This window comes from Variovorax sp. YR750 (genome assembly GCF_900109805.1).
Taxonomy (GTDB): domain Bacteria; phylum Pseudomonadota; class Gammaproteobacteria; order Burkholderiales; family Burkholderiaceae_C; genus Variovorax; species Variovorax gossypii.
In genome coordinates, this window is record NZ_FOBJ01000007.1 from 83,272 (window position 1) to 99,439 (window position 16,168).

Sequence of the window (16,168 nt, forward strand, 5' to 3'; positions counted from 1 at the left end):
GGACGACCTCAGAGGAAGTAATCGAAGTCGCGTTCGTCGCCATGGCGGCGGCGGACCACGAAGATGTGCGCGGGCACGCTGTGGGGATCGAGCCGGATGTAGTGCCAGTCGCCCTGCCAGATGAACCGCTGGCCGCTGAGCAGGTCGTGCATCTGGAAGCTGCCCCCGCCCGCGACACCCACGCTGCCGGGCTCCAGCCCGAGCCAGCCCGACTGCGTGTTGTGCGGATCGAGGTTGACCACGGTGACGATCACGTTGCAGCCATCGGGCGACTCCTTGGCGTAGGCCAGCAGCTGGTCATTGTCGATGTGCAGGAAGCGCAGGCTCCTGTCCTGGTGCAGCGCCGGGTTCTCGTGGCGGATGCGGTTCACCCGCGCGATGAAGGGCGCGAGGCTGGCGGGATCGTCGTGATTCCAGTGGCGCAGCTGGTACTTCTCGGAGTCGAGGTATTCCTCGCTGCCGGGTCCGCGCGGCAGGTGCTCGCACAGCTCGTACGCCGGTCCGTAGATGCCGTAGTTGGCGGCGAGCGTCGCGGCCAGCACCAGTCGCGACATGAACACGGCGGGCTCCCCCGACTGCAGCTGCTCGTGCAGGATGTCGGGTGTGTTGGGCCAGGCGTTGGGACGGAAGTAGTCGATGCCGGGGCCGCTCGAAAGCTCGGTGAAATAGTCCTCCAGCTCCTTCTTCGTGTTGCGCCAGGTGAAGTAGGTGTACGACTGCGAGAACCCGAGCTTGGCGAGCCGGTGCATCACCTTCGGCCGCGTGAAGGCTTCGGCCAGGAAGATCGCCTCGGGATGCACGCGCTTCACCTCGCCGATGGCCCACTCCCAGAACGGAAAGGCCTTGGTGTGCGGGTTGTCCACCCGGAAGATGCGCACGCCCTCCCCGATCCAGTGGTCGAGCACGCTCTTGAGCTCGGCCCAGAGGCCGCGCCAGTCTTCGCACTCGAAGTTGAAGGGATAGATGTCCTGGTACTTCTTGGGCGGGTTCTCCGCGTACTGCACGCTCCCGTCGGGGCGCCAGCGGAACCAGTCGGGGTGCGACTTCACGTAGGGGTGGTCGGGCGCGCACTGGAAGGCGATGTCGAGCGCGATCTCCAGGCCGTGCGCCGCGGCGCGCTCGAGCAGGTGCCTGAAGTCTTCCGCTGTGCCCAGCGCCGGCAGGATCGCCTTGTGCCCGCCTTCCGCCGCGCCGATGGCCCACGGACTCCCCACGTCGCCGGGCCCTGCCTCCAGCGCGTTGTTGGGTCCCTTGCGCTGCTCGCGCCCGATGGGATGGATCGGCGGAAAGTACAGCACGTCGAAGCCCATGGCGGCGATGGCCGGCAGCCGCGCCTCCACGTCCCTGAAAGTGCCGTGCGCGCTTGGCGCGGGGCCTGCCGAACGCGGGAACAGTTCGTACCAGGTGCTGAAGCCCGCGCGCTCGCGGTCGGCCACCAGCGGCAGCTCTACCGGATGGCGCACCGCGTGCCGGCGATCGGGATGGCGCCGCGCCAGGTCGGCGTACTCCTCGTCGAGCGCCAGGGCCTTCAGCGAGACGATGTCGGACGCGGGATTGGCGGCCACGGCATCGAGCTCGGTGGCCCATCGCTGCAGGGAGACCCGGTCGGCACCCTCGGCGCGCGCGGCGGCGGCCGCGATCTCCAGCGCCCCGACCTGCGCGGCAATGCGCACGTCGTCGGGATCGACACGCCGCGTCATCTCGCTGCGCCATGACTCGAAGGGATCCACCCAGGCGACGGCGGTGTAGACGTAGCGTCCGAGCGACGGGGGCGAGAACCTGGCCTCCCACACGTCGTTGCCGAGCGGCTTCATCGGCACTTCGCGAAAGGCGGTTTGGTCGTGCGCGCGCCAGCACAGTTGCACGCGCAGGACGTCGTGCCCGTCGGTGAAGCAGTGGGCGCGGACCCGCACCGGCTCCCCGACCACGCGCTTCACCGGGAAGCGACCGCCATCCACGCACGGCAGCACGGCATCGATGACCGCGCGGACCGTGCCGTTGTCGCGCTCTATTTCGGTTCCCGTCGGCGTGGGGACGGTCTTGGCCGAGAAGATGTTCTTCATCAGGAACAGTGCTCCAGGATCAGCGTGGACAACGGCGGCAAGGTGATGCACACCGATTGCCTGCGGCCATGGGAACGCACCGGCGACGCCTCGACGCCCCCGAAGTTGCCCCAGCCCGCTCCTCCGAATTCCGACGCATCGGTGTTGATCAGCTCTCGCCAGCGGCCTCCCAGCGGCACGCCGAGCAGGTAGTTGGTGCGAGGCACCGGGGTCATGTTGCTCACCGCCAGCAAGGGCGGACTGCCGTCGTCAGCCTTGCGCAGGAAGGCGAACACGCTGGTGTCGGCGTCGTCGGCCGCGACCCATTCGAAGCCCGAGGACGAGAAATCCATCTGGTGCAGCGCGGGTGCGTCCCTGTAGACACGGTTGAGCTGCGACACGAGGCGCTGCAGGCCCTGATGCCCCTCCAGCCCGCAGACCCACCATTCGAGTTCGCCGTCGTGCGTCCATTCGCGCCGCTGGCCGAACTCGCCGCCCATGAAGAGCAGCTTCTTGCCGGGGTGCGCCCACATGAAGCCGTAGAGCGCGCGCAGGTTGGCGAACTGCTGCCAGCTGTCGCCGGGCATCTTGTTGAGCAGCGAGCCCTTGCCGTGCACCACCTCGTCGTGCGAGAGCGGCAGCACGAAGTTCTCGTGGAAGGCGTACACCAGCGAGAAGGTCAGCTTGTGATGGTGATACCGGCGGTGGACCGGGTCCTCCTTCATGTAGGCCAGCACGTCGTGCATCCAGCCCATGTTCCACTTCTCGCCGAAGCCCAGGCCGTCCATGTCGGTGGGCCGGGACACGCGCGGCCACGCGGTCGACTCCTCGGCCACCGTGACCGTGTCGGGGTGCTCGCGGTAGACGGCGCGGTTCAGCGTCTGGAGAAAATCGATGGCTTCCAGGTTCTCGCGTCCGCCGTGGCGGTTCGGAACCCATTCGCCGTGCCGGCGTGCGTAGTCGAGGTAGAGCATCGACGCGACGGCGTCCACGCGCAGCCCGTCGAGGTGGTACACGTCGAGCCAGAACAGCCCCGACGACACGAGGAAGCTGCGCACCTCGGAGCGGCCGTAGTTGAAGATGCTGGAGTTCCACTCCGGATGGAAGCCCTGGCGCGGATCGGCGTGCTCATAGAGGTGCGTGCCGTCGAAGTACGCGAGCCCATGCTCGTCGGTCGGGAAGTGCGAAGGCACCCAGTCGAGCAGCACGCCGATGCCCTGCTGGTGCAGATGGTCGACGAGGTACATGAAGTCCTGCGGCGAGCCGAAGCGTGCGGTGGGTGCGAAGTAGCCGGTGGTCTGGTAGCCCCACGAGCCGTAGAACGGGTGCTCGGTCACGGGCATGAGCTCCACGTGCGTGAAGCCCATGTCCTTCACGTAGGCGGCCAGCTGATGCGCCATCTCGCGATAGCCGAGAAACCGGCCGTCGTGGCGCCGCCACGAGCCGAGATGCACCTCGTAGACCGACATGGGGGCACCGAGCGCGTTGCGCGGACCGCGCGTTGCCATCCACTCGGCGTCGTTCCATCCGTAGGAAAGTTCGCAGACCCGCGACGCGGTGGCCGGTGGCGGCTCCGCGCTGAAGGCGACGGGATCGGCCTTGTCGACCGTGTAGCCGCCATGGCGGGAACGAATGCGGTACTTGTAGGCCTGTCCGGCCGCGGCGTCGGGAACGTGTCCCTGCCATATGCCCGTGCTGTCCGCACTCGCGGCCAGCGGATCGGCATCGCCGGACCAGTAGTTCCAGTCGCCGACCACCGAGACGGACTCGGCGTTCGGCGCCCACACCGCGAACCGCGCACCGCCCTCTTCCACGGGATGGCATCCGAGCAGTTCGTAGAGCCGGGAGTGAGTGCCCTCCCGGAAAAGATAGGCGTCTCGCTCGCCATGGCGTGGATGATTCGACGGCACCGGTGCTCCTGTTGAGAAGAAGAGTTCTCAGAGAGTTCTCAGAGGGCTCTCAGGGTTCTTGTCAGAGTTCGCGTCTGGTCGGATCCAATTTGCTGGCGTGCGGGATACCGCGGTTAAGGCCAGTGCCGATTCACCATGTCGGAGAGAAGCCCGTGCGTCCGCCCGACCCGTACGGGGCGACGGGCCGCGGCGGCGTCTCAGCGTCCCGCTCTGGCAGCCGGGGCCGCCGGAGAGACGCGAAAGTCAGCGTGGGTGAGCGTGACGGGCTGGTGCGGGTCGGCTCTGTAGCGAGCGATGGCGGCGGGCAGGATCGCGTCGAAATGTTTCCTGCAGGCGGCAGTCAATTGCTCGCCCATTTCCCGCACGCCGAACTCGTCGTGCAGGGTGTTCTCGGAAATCTGCGCCAGGATGCGGGCCCCATCGGGACCGTCGGGATAGATCGCGAATCGCACCGATGCGGTATCGAAACAGTAGATGCCTTCGAATTCCACGTTGCCTAATTCCATGTTGCCTGTCTCCTTCTGGGTGCCGTGATCTCCGGCCCTCGATCCGCGGTGCTCTTGTTTCGAGCATTCAGCGCGCGCGAAGCCTCCAGAGGCGATGGACTTTTGCGTATGTTGGGGAAGGAACTTGCCTACAGCGTCGCGGCTGGCAAGCGCCCTCCGCATGCACAGCACGGTTGATAAAAAGAGAGCCCCGAGCCACGATACGAACGCATGACTGACCTGGATGCTCCCACGCTCGCATTGCTGGACACCTGCTCGCAGGCCTCCCTCGCACTTCTGGAACGCAACCTGACGCCGCACGGCATCCTTGCGGCATCCCGGACCGAAGCCGCCGAGGCGCGGCGCTACACGCGCATCTTCGGGCGCGACGCCGCGATATGCGTGATCGCGATGTGCGGCAGCGGCGTTCCTGCACTGGAACAAGGGGCGGTGGCGAGCCTCGACTCGCTCGCGGCACAGCAGGCTGCCAACGGGCAGATCCCCAAGTACGTCGACCCCGAAGGCCGCGATGCCGACTTCTGGTACCTGGGCTGCATCGACGCCACCTTGTGGTGGCTGATTGCCGTGGACCACGTGCGCCGTCATGGGCAAGTCGGCCCTTCGCGCTGGAGCGCCGAGGTCGGCCGCGCGCTGGACTGGCTGCTGGCGCAGGAGCACCAGCACTTCCGGCTGCTGCAGCAGAACGAAGCCAGCGACTGGGCCGACATCATGCCGCGCTCGGGCTACGTGCTCTACACCAATGCACTCTGGTACGAGGTCAAGCGCCGTTACGCGCTGGACCATGCAGAGGCCACTCAGCACCACTTCAATCACCTGTTCAATCCGTTCCAGCGCGACCTGCCCGAATACCACCGGGCCCGGCTGCTGCAGCACTACGCGCGCCGCGGCCGGCGCGACCCCGGTCTGTACCTCAGCTTCGTCAATCTGGCCGTGGTCGGCGACGAGGGAGACGTGTTCGGCAACGTGCTGGCCATGCAGAGCGGGCTGGCCGACCCGGCCATGGCAAGCCGCATCGTCGACACCATCACCCAGGCGCGCGCCAGCGAGCCCTACCCCGTGCGCGTGGTGCTGCATCCGCTGTCGTGCCAGCACCCGCTGTGGCGGGCCTACATGGGCCGCCACCAGCAGAACATCGTGCACCAGTACCACAACGGCGGCATCTGGCCTTTCGTCGGCGGCTTCTGGGTGATGGCGCTGGCCAAGCTGGGTGCGCACGAGATGGCATGGTCCGAGCTCGTGCGGCTGGCGCAGGTCAACGCGCTCGACGACTGGCGCTTCACCGAGTGGTTCCACGGCCGGACGCTGTCGCCCATGGGCATGGCCGGACAGAGCTGGAATGCCGCGACCTTCCTGCTCGCGCGGCGTGAGCTGCTGGGCCGCGAGGCGGCATATCGATCCTGACTCAGGCGAGCTCTCTTTTCTCTTGCAGCTTTGCGCGTCGAGACGCGAGACGTGAAGAAATCAGACCGAGACGCGGCCGGCTTGGTCAGAAATAGGAAATTGGTGCGCATTCCCTTGTAGGAATGATGCCTGTCTTTCGCGCTGCACCAGGCGTCCCTCTTGTCGATAAGAACCCTCGACTTCGATACTGTTGATCTGAACCCAAAGGTCCGATCGCGGATCATTCGGAAGGAGCGACGGCAATGCCGATGAATTTCCTGAGGCGCATCGAGGACGCCTCGTTTCCCCTGGCCATCCAGACCGATGCGGACATCCAGTGCGCCGCAGTCCTGGCTGCCGCCCAATTGGTGGAGGCGAGGTTGCCCGAGCCGGGAACGGGAGACGGCCAAGGCGGTGTCATTCTTCGGATCACTCCGCTGGGCAGAGCAGAACTGAAAAGGATCCATGCCGACGGCAAGAACCGCGACTGCGAGGCCTGTTCCGATTGAGCCTTCCGGAGCCGACCGGGATCGCGACGGCGTCCGACATCGCCCCGCGTATCTTTATCTGATGACGAGCGAATTCACCGCGGGCGAGACTCTTCGCATCGATGGCGGGCATCACCTCGTCTAGCGCCGGCTGTCCGACAAGTGCGTGGATGCGATATTGCCTGGCATGCACTGTCGTTCCTTCAGGCGCATCGACGATCAAGGCCGCCGATTTCGAGAATGCCGCCAGGCCCTTCTACGGATGCCACGTGGAAACGACTGCCGGCGTTTGCGCCGTAGGACGACCGGCGAGTGCATAGGAAAGCTCGTTCGCCGCTTTCATGATCGTCTTCGCATGGCCAATGAGCTTGGCCTTCGGCAGGCGATCCGCAGGCCCTGAAATGCACACGGAGCCGAGCAGGGCCCAGCGCAGGCCGAACACCGGCGCGGACACCGTCGCCACGTTCTTCTCGCGCTCTCCGATGGAGAAGTGATAGCCCTTCTTGCGGATGTCCTCGTACAGCTTTCCGGGCTCGCCGGAGAAGGCCAGGATCACCCGCCCCGGAGACCCGAGCTCCAGCGGCAGCATCGCGCCCATGCGCGCGTGGTGCCGGATCGGTTGCGGCCCTTCCACGCGCGCGAGGCATGTGCGCGAATTGCCTTCGCGCACATAGAACGCCGCGCTTTCGCCCGTGGCCTGCGATAGCGCGAGGAGCATCGGCTCGACCACGTTGTTGGCGTCGAAGCTGGCCTGGTATCGGGCGCCGAGCCAGCCTGCCGCGGGGCCGAGCCGCCATTCGCCGTCGTCACGCTGCACCACGTAGCCGGCCAACGCCAGCGTGCGGAGCAGGCGAAGGATGGTGGTCTTGTGCATGCCGGTGCGCCGCGTCAGTTCGGCCAGCGAAAGCCGTTCGTCCTGCATCCCGAACGTGTCGAGCAGCTGCAGGGCGCGGGTCACCGCAGTGACGCCGCCGGTGGCCTCCAGGTCGGCTTCGCGCGGCACTTCGACGACCTCGGCCGGGCGCTTCGGCTTCACTGTTCCGGTTCTTCTTGCAAGGGTCATTTCGTTTCACCCAGTGGTCCATGTTGCACTCAATGGACCTCCATTGTATGGAGTGGAACACGAACCTAAAGTCGCCGCATGCCCTGGAGCACCGCTGCCAGGCACTCATCGAACGAGTCGGAGACAAACCAATGCGTACCTCGAGCAACAGCTCCATTTCCCGCCGCGCAGCCCTCGGCGGCGCCCTCATGCTCGCCTGCGGCATGGCACTGGCGCAGGCCTATCCCTCGCGCCCCATCCGCCTCGTGGTGCCCTTCCCGCCCGGCGGCGGCACGGACATCATTGCCCGCGAAGTAGCGAACAAGGTCGCGACCTCGGAAGGCTGGACCATCGTCATCGACAACAAGCCGGGCTCCGGCGGAAACATCGGCGTCGATGCGGCGGTGAAGGCCAGTCCCGACGGCTACACGCTGGTGCTGGGCCAGACCAGCAACCTGGCGATCAACCCGTCCCTCTACGCCAAGCTGCCGTACGACCCGGTGAAGGACCTCGCACCCGTCGGGCTGGTCGCCTCTGCACCGCTGGTCGTGGTGGTGTCCGCCGCGTCGCCCTACAAGAAGCTGTCGGACGTGGTCGCCGCCGCCAAGGCGAAACCGACCGCGCTCAACTACGCGAGCTCCGGCAACGGCACCGTGGCCCACCTCGCCACGGAGCAGTTCCAGCAGGCTGCCGGCGTACGGTTCACGCACGTGCCCTACAAGGGCGCCTCGCAGGGCCTCACCGACCTCGTCGGCGGGCAGATCCAGATGTACATCTCGTCGGTGCCGACGCTGATCGCGCAGATCAAGAGCGGCCAGCTGCGTGCGCTGGCCGTGACGTCTCTGCAACGCAACCGCGACCTGCCCGACGTGCCGACGATGGCCGAGTCGGGCTACAAGGATTTCGAGGCCGTCACCTGGTTCGGCGTGGCCGGCCCCGCGGCCATGCCGAAGGACGCGATCGCAAGGCTCAACACGGCCTTCAACAAGGCGCTCGCCACGCCCGAGGTGCAGAAGAAGCTCGCCGCGCAAGGCGCGGAGGTGATGTCCGGACCGCCGGAGAAGTTCGCGTCGCTGATCCGCACCGACGGCGTGCGCTGGGGCGCGATCGTGAAGTCCTCCGGCGTCAAGATGGACTGATCCGGCATGGCCGCGCCCACTGCTTCGTGCACCGATGCGCCCGTGGCTCCGTTCTCGGCGGGGCGCGGCCGCACCACGGTCGACGTTCCACCCGATGCCTGCGATTGCCACGTGCATCTGTACGACGCACGCTATCCCGCGGCCGCGGGGGCCACGCTGAGGCCGCCGGACGCCGGCGCGGCGGACTACCGCCAGCTGCAGCGGCGCACGGGAACGCAGCGGGTCGTGTTCGTGACCCCCTCGACCTACGGCACCGACAACAGGCCGCTGTGCGATGCGCTCGAGGCTTTCGGCCCCAAGGCACGCGGCGTGGCGGTTGTCGACGAACAGGTCGGCGATGCCGAGCTGGCAGCACTGCACGCCCGCGGGATACGCGGCATCCGCCTGAACCTGTCGCTGGGTGTCGTCAATTCCGCATCGCAGATCGAGCCGCTTGCACGTCGCGTTGCCCCGCTCGGCTGGCATCTGCAGCTGCTCGCACCCGCTCACACGTGGATTGACCTCACCGACGTGCTGGACCGGCTGCCTGTACCGGTCGTGTTCGACCATTTCGGCCGGCTCGCGCCCTCCATGGCCGGCAGGCATCCCTCGCATGCGCTGATCCTGCGGCTGCTCGAGAAGCGCCGCGCCTGGGTGAAGCTGTCCGGCGCCTACATCGTCAGCGAACGGGGCGCGCCCCTTTACGAAGACGTGGGCGCGCTGGCGCGCAGCTTTCTGGACGCCGCGCCCGATCGCGTGCTCTGGGGCAGCGACTGGCCTCACGCGTCCGCCAGCGCCGGGCACCACGCCATGCCGGACGACGCAGAGCTGATGGCTCTGCTTGCCGGCTGGACCGGCACGTCGGAGGCGCTGCGCCGCGTGCTGGTCGACAACCCCGCCGAACTCTACGGCTTCGCGCCCCCCGCAACCCTTCAGGAGACTTCATGATCCGCTTTCATCGGCGCCGGTTCGGTGCGCTTGGCCTGGCCGCGCTCGCCGCCGCGTCATTCCCCGCTTTCGCCCAGGGCCAGTGGCCCACCGGCAAGCCCGTTACCTGGGTGGTGCCGTACCCGCCGGGCGGCACCACCGACATCCTCGGCCGGGCCATCGCGCTGCGATTGGGCAATTCGCTGGGCACCCCGGTCATCGTCGACAACAAGGCAGGCGCCACCGGCACCATCGGCTCCGCCTTCGTCGCGCGCGCCGCGTCCGACGGCTACACGCTGCTGGGCACGTCTATCGGCCCGCAGGCGATCGTGCCCAACCTGCTGCCGAAGATGCAGTACGACCCGGTGAAAGCCTTCGCGCCGGTGTCGCTCATCGGGACCATCCCGCACGTGCTGGTCGTCGGCTCCGGCCAGCCGTTCCGGACGGTCGCCGACCTCGTCGCGCAGGCGAAGGCGCGCCCCGGCGAACTCTCGTTCGCATCCGGCGGCAACGGCACGGTCCTTCAGATGCAGGGCGAACTCCTGCGGTTGCAGACGGGCGCGAAGATGACGCACGTTCCCTACAAGGGCGACACGCCGGCCATCCAGGATGTGCTGGCAGGCCATGCGAGCTTCATGTTCGCCCCCGTGGCCGCCGCGCTGCCGCACATCCGGAGCGGGCAACTCAGGGCGCTGGCCGTCACGTCGGCGGACCGCCTGAAAGCCTTGCCGGACGTACCGACCATGGGGCAGGCGGGCTTCAAGGACTTCGTGGTGGAGCAGTGGCAGGCCGTCTACGCGCCGGCCGGCACGCCCGCGCCGGTGGTGCAGCGCCTGCACGACGAAATCGTGCGCCACCTGAAGGACCCCGATGTCGTCGCGATGGCCGACAAGCTCGGCGTGACCCTCGTGGGCAGCACGCCGCAGCAGCTAGCCGACACCCAGAAAGCCGACCTGTCCAAGTGGGCCAGGGTCATCAAGGACGCTGGCGTCAAGCCCGACTGAATTCCATCCCCTTCATTCATCCTCTTCCTGAAAGTACCTCCATGTCTTCGAACCTTCCCGACATCATTCGCGACTTCGAGCGCGTGCCCGCGAACATCGTGGCGCAGGCCGCCGGGTTCCAGCCGGCCATCCTCGCCGACGTGGCCGGCCGGCGCGGCGCGCTGGACGGGCGCATCAAGGCCCTGCGCCCCCGAATGAAGCTGGCCGGCACCGCCATCACGGTGGAAGTGCGCCCCGGCGACAACCTCATGATCCATGCCGCCATCGCCATGGCAAAGCCCGGTGACGTGCTCGTGATCGACGGCAAGGGCGACCAGGGCGCCGCCCTCATGGGCACCATCATGATGACGGCCTGCAAGAAGCTCGGCATCGCCGGCGTTGTGATGGACGGGGCCTGCCGCGACAGCCTCGAGATCGACGAGATGGACTTCCCCGTCTTCAGCGTGGGCACCAACCCGAACGGGCCGACGAAGAACATCGGCGGTCGCATCGGGCACCCGGTTTCCATCGGCGGCGTGACGGTGCATCCCGGCGACTTCGTGATCGGCGACGGCGACGGCGTGGTCGTGGTCGAGCGCGAGAAGATCGAATCGCTGCTGCCGCTGGCGGCAAAGAAGGTCCGCGACGAAGCCGCGCGCATCGCCGCCATCAAGGAAGGCGACACCGTGGCCAAGTGGCTGGACGCGGCCCTGCGCGCGGCCGGCGTGCTGAAGGAAGGCGAGACACTGTGACCACGACGCCCGGCAATTCCATCCTCGTGACCGGTGCCGACCTGGCACCGCAGGCGCTCGCCCTGCTCGAGGGCCATGAGATCGTCTACGCCGGCAAGACGCCGACCGAGGACGACCTGGTCGCCCTTTGCCGCGCGCACGACCCCGTGGCCATCATCGTGCGCTACGGCAAGGTGGGCGCCGCCGTGATGGACGCGGCGCCTTCGCTGAAGGTGATCTCCAAGCACGGCAGCGGAACCGACACGATCGACAAGGCGGCGGCGCAGGCGCGCGGCATCGAGGTCGTGGCGGCCGTGGGCGCCAATGCGGCGGCGGTGGCCGAACATGCGCTCGCCCTGCTGCTGGCCTGCGCCAAGTCGGTGACGTCCCTCGACACGCGAATGCACGCCGGCCACTGGGACAAGGCCACGCACAAGAGCCTGGAGCTCGGCGGGCGCACCATCGGCCTTGTCGGCCTGGGCGCCATCGGACTGCGCTTCGCGCGCATGGCCGACGCGCTGGGCATGCGCGTGCTGGGCCACGATCCCTTCGCGAAGAACCTTCCGGCCCATGTGCAGCCGGTCGACCTGGCAACCCTCTGGGCCGAGTCCGACGCCGTATCGCTGCACTGTCCGCTGACCGACGACAACCGCGGGTTGCTCAACGCACGTACGCTGGCGCAATGCAGGCGCGGCGTGATCGTCGTCAACACAGCACGAGGCGGCCTGATCGAGGAAGAGGCGCTGCTGGCTGCCGTGCGCTCGGGCCAGGTCGCCATGGCCGGGCTGGACAGCTTCGCGGTCGAGCCGATGACGCCGGGGCATCCGTTCCAGGGCGAAAAGAACATCGTGCTGAGTCCCCACGTCGGCGGCGTGACCAGCGATGCTTACGTGAACATGGGCGTCGGCGCAGCAAGGAACCTGCTGGAAGTGCTCTCGCGCCAGACTGCGACCACCTGAGGCACGGCCGCCGGCCTGCGTCGCACACGACTGCGATCCCGGGCAGGCCGGAGCCCGCAAGAAAAGGAGACAGGAATGAGGAGAAGCGAAAGCGCCCGCCTTGCGGCGATCGCGTTCGGACTGATGACGGTCCTGGCGGTGCAGGCGCACGCACAGGTACAGGCGCAGGCATGGCCCTCCAAGCCGGTGCGCGTGCTCGTGGGCTTTTCCGCGGGCGGCCCGACCGACGTGGTGGCGCGCGCCTTTGCCGACCACGCATCGCGCGCGCTGGGTCAGCCGTTCATCGTGGACAACAAGCCCGGCGCGAACACGATCCTCGCGGCCGAGGCCGTGGCCGCCGCCCCGGCGGACGGCTACACCCTTCTGCTGGGCGCGACCAACCACACGATGATTCCCGCGCTCTACAGCCAGCGGGTCAAGTTCGACGCCGTGCGCTCGTTCGCACCGGTGTGTTCGCTCGCCGTGAGCCCCACGGTGCTGGTGGTCGGCCCGTCCATGCCGGTCAAGTCCTTCGGCGCGTTCATGCAGGCAGTCAAGGCCGAACCCGGCAAGCGCACGTATGCAACGCCGGGCTCCGGCAGTTCCGGGCATTTCGCTAGCGCGCACTTCACGCAGCTGACCGGCACCTCGATGAACCACATTCCCTACAAGGGAGCGGCACAGGCGACGACCGACCTCATGGGCGGGCAGGTCGACAGCTCCTTCGCCACCCTGGGCTCGGTGCTCAGCCAGGTGCAGTCCGGCAAGCTGACAGCCCTGGCCGTGGCGGCACCCACGCGCTCCGCCCTGCTGCCGAGCGTGCCGACCTTCGAGGAGGTTGGCGTCAAGGGCTACGCGGCCGACGCGTGGTACGGCCTGCTGGCGCCCGCGAAGACGCCACCGGAGGTGTTGACCGCCCTGCGCCGTGTCGCCACCGAGTTCGCACGGGCACCGGCCACGCGAGAGAAGTTGCGCTCGCTCGGCATGGAGACGCAGAACACATGCGGCGATGCCTTCGGCGCGCAACTGGCGCGCGAGGTCAAGCTGTACGGCGAACTGGCCCGCTCGCTCGACCTCAAGACTGAATGAACACGCTGCGCATTCCCGCAGCAGTCACCACACATCGAGACATCATGAACAAATTCGTCCGAGGCATGCTCGCCGTTTGCGCGTGCGCCACCGTGTTCGCATACGGCACCCGCGCCGCACAGGCCGCGCCTTCCGCTTATCCCGAGCGCCCCATCACCCTCGTCGTGCCTTACGCGCCGGGTGGATCAGCCGACGCCCTGGCACGCGTGCTCGCGGTGCGCGTGGGCGAGAAGCTGGGCACCAGCGTGATCGTCGACAACAGGCCGGGCGCCAGCGGAACCATCGGCGCCAGCTTTGCCGCCAAGGCGGCGCCCGATGGCTACACCGTGCTCTACGACGCAACGCCCTACTCGATCAATCCGCATCTCTTTGCGCGCATGCCGTACGCCGGCAATGCCCTGCAGCCGCTGGCGCTCGTCGCGCTGGCACCCAACATCGTGATCGTCCGCGCCGAGTCGCCCGTGAAGAGCATCAGGGATCTCGTGGACAGGGCGAAGGCCGAGCCCGGAAAGCTCAACTTCGCCTCGGGCGGAGGCGGCACCGTGCAGCGGCTCGCGGCGGAGCTGCTGCGCCAGCGGCTCGGACTCGACATGGTGCATGTGGGCTACAAGAGCGGCGGCCCCGCCATCTCCGACGTCATGGGCGGGCAGGTCGACTTCATGTTCAGCACCATTGCCGCGTCGTATCCGCTCGTGTCCTCGGGCAAGCTGCGCGCGCTGGCGGTGTCTTCGCCGCAGCGCTCGGCGCGCCTGCCCGATGTGCCGACCATCGGCGAAGCCGTGGCGCCCGGCTACGAGGCCTACGAGTGGAACGGCCTGTTCCTGCCGGCCGGCACGCCGGCCCCCATCGCCGAGAAGCTCCACAAGGCGGTGGTCGAGGTGCTGAAGAACGAGGAAGTGAAACGGCGCTTCGTGGACGTGGGCGTGCAGCCGGTCGGCTCGACGCCATCCGAATTCGCCGACTTCCTGAAGAAGGAAGATGCGAAGTGGGCGGAAGTGATCCGCAAGGGCAACATCAAGCTCGACTGAAGGCACCGCGCACATGAACCACCCTTCGGACACGCAGCAGGTTCCCCATTCGGTGGGAACGAACCGGCCCGCGACCGGCCTGCCGCGCGATGCCTGCGACAGCCACATGCACATCTTCGACCCGCGCTTCGCCGCGTCGCCGCACTGGAAGCGCCAGCCGCCGCGGGCCGAGGTGGCGGCGTACCGCCTCTTGCAGCGGCGGCTCGGCACGTCGCGCACGGTGGTCGTCAATCCTTCGACCTACGGCACGGACAACGCCTGCACGCTCGACGCGCTCGCGCAGCTTGGCGAAAGCGCGCGCGGCGTCGCGGTGGTCGGCCACGACGTGGCCGACGGCGAACTCGACCGCCTGGCGGCACAGCGCGTCTGCGGCCTGCGCGTGAACTTCGTGACGCCACAGTCATGGGGCGCCACCACGCCCGGGATGCTGACGACCCTGGCACGCAAGGTGGCCAGGCTGGGCTGGCACATCCAGGTCTTCGTGCATCCGGAGCAGCTGGTGGAGCTCGAACCCATCCTCGCGCGACTCCCGGTACCGCTGGTCATCGACCACATGGCCCGCATCGACCCCGCCGAGGGGGTCAGGGGCGAGGCCTATGCGGTCGCGCGCCGGTTGATCGATAGCGGCAACGCGTGGATGAAACTCTCGGGCGTCTACATGCGATCGCGCGACGGAGCGCCCGCCTACGCCGATGCCTTCGACCTCGGGCGTGCATTGGTGAACGCGGCGCCGCAGCGTCTGGTATGGGGCAGCGACTGGCCCCACACCACCGAGGCGCCCGGAACCGTCAACGATGCCGATCTGGCCGACGTCCTCGCCACCTGGTGCGACAGCACCGCCGTGCGCGACCGCATCCTGGTCGACAACCCCGCGAAGCTCTACGGGTTCGCGAGCTCGTCGCCCACTTGAGGCCGTGAACATCCACCGCGGCGGCATCGTCCGCCCAGGAGACTGACATGTACCTTCTGCAAGCGCCCCAGGTGCTGGAACTGCAGACCTTCACGACGATGCCCGAGTCGTTCCGGCGGCCGCGGCGCAGCACCTGGGCGGACGCCAATCGCGGCGGACAGCCGACCGACTCGTTCCTCGAAGGGCCCGTGTTCGACGACACCGGCAACCTCTACGTCTGCGACATACCCTTCGGCCGCATATTCCGCATCGATCCGGCGGGCGCATGGACGCAGGTGGCCGAGTACGACGGCGAACCGAACGGCATGAAGTTCACCGACTCACGGACCCTGCTAGTCACCGACTACCGGAACGGCCTGATGCGGGTGGACGTGCAGACCGGCCAGGTCACGCCGCACCTGCAGCGGCGCAACACCGAGAGCTTCAAGGGCGTGAACGACCTCGTGCTCGACGCACAGGGCAACATCTACTTCACCGACCAGGGGCAGAGCGGCCTTCACGATCCATCGGGCCGGCTATATCGCCTGCGGCCGAGCGGCCAGCTCGATCTGCTGCTGTCCAACGTGCCCAGCCCGAACGGCGTGGCCCTCTCTCCGGATGGCAAGGTGCTCTACCTTGCAGTGACGCGGGGCAATTGCGTCTGGCGCGTGCCGCTGCTGGCCGATGGGAGCGTCGCGAAGGTGAGCCAGTTCTTCACGTCCTACGGACCCAGCGGCCCCGACGGGCTCGCGGTCGACGTCCAGGGACGGGTGCTGGTCGCCAATCCGGGCCTCGGCTACGTGTGGGTGCTCAACCCGCGCGCGGAACCTGTCATGGTGCTGCGCGGTCCGGCCGGTGCCTCGACCACCAACATCGCTTTCGGTGGCCCGGAGCGGCGCACGTTGTTCGTCACAGACTCCACGCACGGCAACGTGCTGACGTACACGCTCGACACGCCAGGCGTCGTGCTGCACGGATCGCCTCCCGCCAGCGCCGGATAGCTGGCGACCCAACGGCTCATTGCGGTGCAGGCTGTAGTTCATCCGGCCTTCGTCATCACGTAGCATCCGGCCCAGGTTGCATCGCGAGATGGGTCG

General features: G+C 67.7%; 15 protein-coding genes. 11 read left to right on the top strand and 4 right to left on the bottom strand.

What is annotated here, in order from left to right:
• Window positions 1-8 precede the first annotated feature (8 nt).
• The 3 genes from BMY35_RS15815 to BMY35_RS15825 all read right to left on the bottom strand — a co-directional run bounded on the left by BMY35_RS15815 (window position 9) and on the right by BMY35_RS15825 (window position 4,458).
• Entirely contained in the window at window positions 9-2,063 is a 2,055-nt protein-coding gene (locus BMY35_RS15815) for an alpha-1,4-glucan--maltose-1-phosphate maltosyltransferase (protein WP_093200681.1), read from the bottom strand.
• Window positions 2,063-3,952: a 1,4-alpha-glucan branching protein GlgB gene (gene glgB / locus BMY35_RS15820; protein WP_093200683.1), complete on the bottom strand. Its 1,890-nt coding sequence runs from the start codon at window positions 3,950-3,952 to the stop codon at window positions 2,063-2,065. The genes BMY35_RS15815 and glgB overlap by 1 nt, the downstream gene beginning before the upstream one ends.
• Window positions 3,953-4,149: 197 nt before the next feature.
• A complete protein-coding gene (locus BMY35_RS15825; protein ID WP_256228544.1) occupies window positions 4,150-4,458 on the bottom strand; it encodes a hypothetical protein in 309 nt (102 codons plus the stop codon).
• 210 nt (window positions 4,459-4,668) lie between these two features.
• On the opposite strand from BMY35_RS15825, the gene BMY35_RS15830 reads away from it, so the two are divergent.
• Window positions 4,669-5,859, top strand: a complete 1,191-nt coding sequence (locus tag BMY35_RS15830) for an amylo-alpha-1,6-glucosidase (protein ID WP_093200686.1) — start codon at window positions 4,669-4,671, stop codon at window positions 5,857-5,859.
• 242 nt (window positions 5,860-6,101) lie between these two features.
• Complete coding sequence (locus BMY35_RS15835) at window positions 6,102-6,347, top strand: hypothetical protein (protein ID WP_093200688.1); 246 nt, start codon at window positions 6,102-6,104, stop codon at window positions 6,345-6,347.
• A 235-nt stretch (window positions 6,348-6,582) separates the two neighbouring features.
• Here the strand turns inward: BMY35_RS15835 and BMY35_RS15840 are convergent, their stop codons facing one another.
• Entirely contained in the window at window positions 6,583-7,362 is a 780-nt protein-coding gene (locus BMY35_RS15840; RefSeq protein ID WP_371287173.1) for an IclR family transcriptional regulator, read from the bottom strand.
• A 158-nt stretch (window positions 7,363-7,520) separates the two neighbouring features.
• On the opposite strand from BMY35_RS15840, the gene BMY35_RS15845 reads away from it, so the two are divergent.
• The 9 genes from BMY35_RS15845 to BMY35_RS15885 all read left to right on the top strand — a co-directional run bounded on the left by BMY35_RS15845 (window position 7,521) and on the right by BMY35_RS15885 (window position 16,072).
• Complete coding sequence (locus BMY35_RS15845; RefSeq protein WP_093200691.1) at window positions 7,521-8,507, top strand: Bug family tripartite tricarboxylate transporter substrate binding protein; 987 nt, start codon at window positions 7,521-7,523, stop codon at window positions 8,505-8,507.
• A gap of 6 nt (window positions 8,508-8,513) precedes the next feature.
• A complete protein-coding gene (locus BMY35_RS15850; protein WP_093200694.1) occupies window positions 8,514-9,434 on the top strand; it encodes an amidohydrolase family protein in 921 nt (306 codons plus the stop codon).
• Window positions 9,431-10,417, top strand: coding sequence for a Bug family tripartite tricarboxylate transporter substrate binding protein (locus BMY35_RS15855; protein ID WP_093200697.1), 987 nt, complete (start codon window positions 9,431-9,433; stop codon window positions 10,415-10,417). Before BMY35_RS15850 ends, BMY35_RS15855 begins: the two co-directional genes overlap by 4 nt.
• Window positions 10,418-10,458: 41 nt before the next feature.
• Window positions 10,459-11,148, top strand: coding sequence for an RraA family protein (locus BMY35_RS15860; RefSeq protein WP_093200700.1), 690 nt, complete (start codon window positions 10,459-10,461; stop codon window positions 11,146-11,148).
• Window positions 11,145-12,086 (top strand): NAD(P)-dependent oxidoreductase, encoded by a 942-nt coding sequence (locus BMY35_RS15865; RefSeq protein ID WP_093200702.1) that lies wholly within the window; start codon window positions 11,145-11,147, stop codon window positions 12,084-12,086. Before BMY35_RS15860 ends, BMY35_RS15865 begins: the two co-directional genes overlap by 4 nt.
• A gap of 75 nt (window positions 12,087-12,161) precedes the next feature.
• A complete protein-coding gene (locus tag BMY35_RS15870) occupies window positions 12,162-13,154 on the top strand; it encodes a Bug family tripartite tricarboxylate transporter substrate binding protein (RefSeq protein WP_093200704.1) in 993 nt (330 codons plus the stop codon).
• Between the two features lie 44 nt (window positions 13,155-13,198).
• Entirely contained in the window at window positions 13,199-14,182 is a 984-nt protein-coding gene (locus BMY35_RS15875; RefSeq protein ID WP_093201343.1) for a Bug family tripartite tricarboxylate transporter substrate binding protein, read from the top strand.
• A gap of 13 nt (window positions 14,183-14,195) precedes the next feature.
• Window positions 14,196-15,092, top strand: coding sequence for an amidohydrolase family protein (locus BMY35_RS15880; protein WP_093200706.1), 897 nt, complete (start codon window positions 14,196-14,198; stop codon window positions 15,090-15,092).
• Between the two features lie 47 nt (window positions 15,093-15,139).
• Window positions 15,140-16,072 (top strand): SMP-30/gluconolactonase/LRE family protein, encoded by a 933-nt coding sequence (locus BMY35_RS15885; RefSeq protein WP_093200709.1) that lies wholly within the window; start codon window positions 15,140-15,142, stop codon window positions 16,070-16,072.
• Window positions 16,073-16,168: the final 96 nt, after the last annotated feature.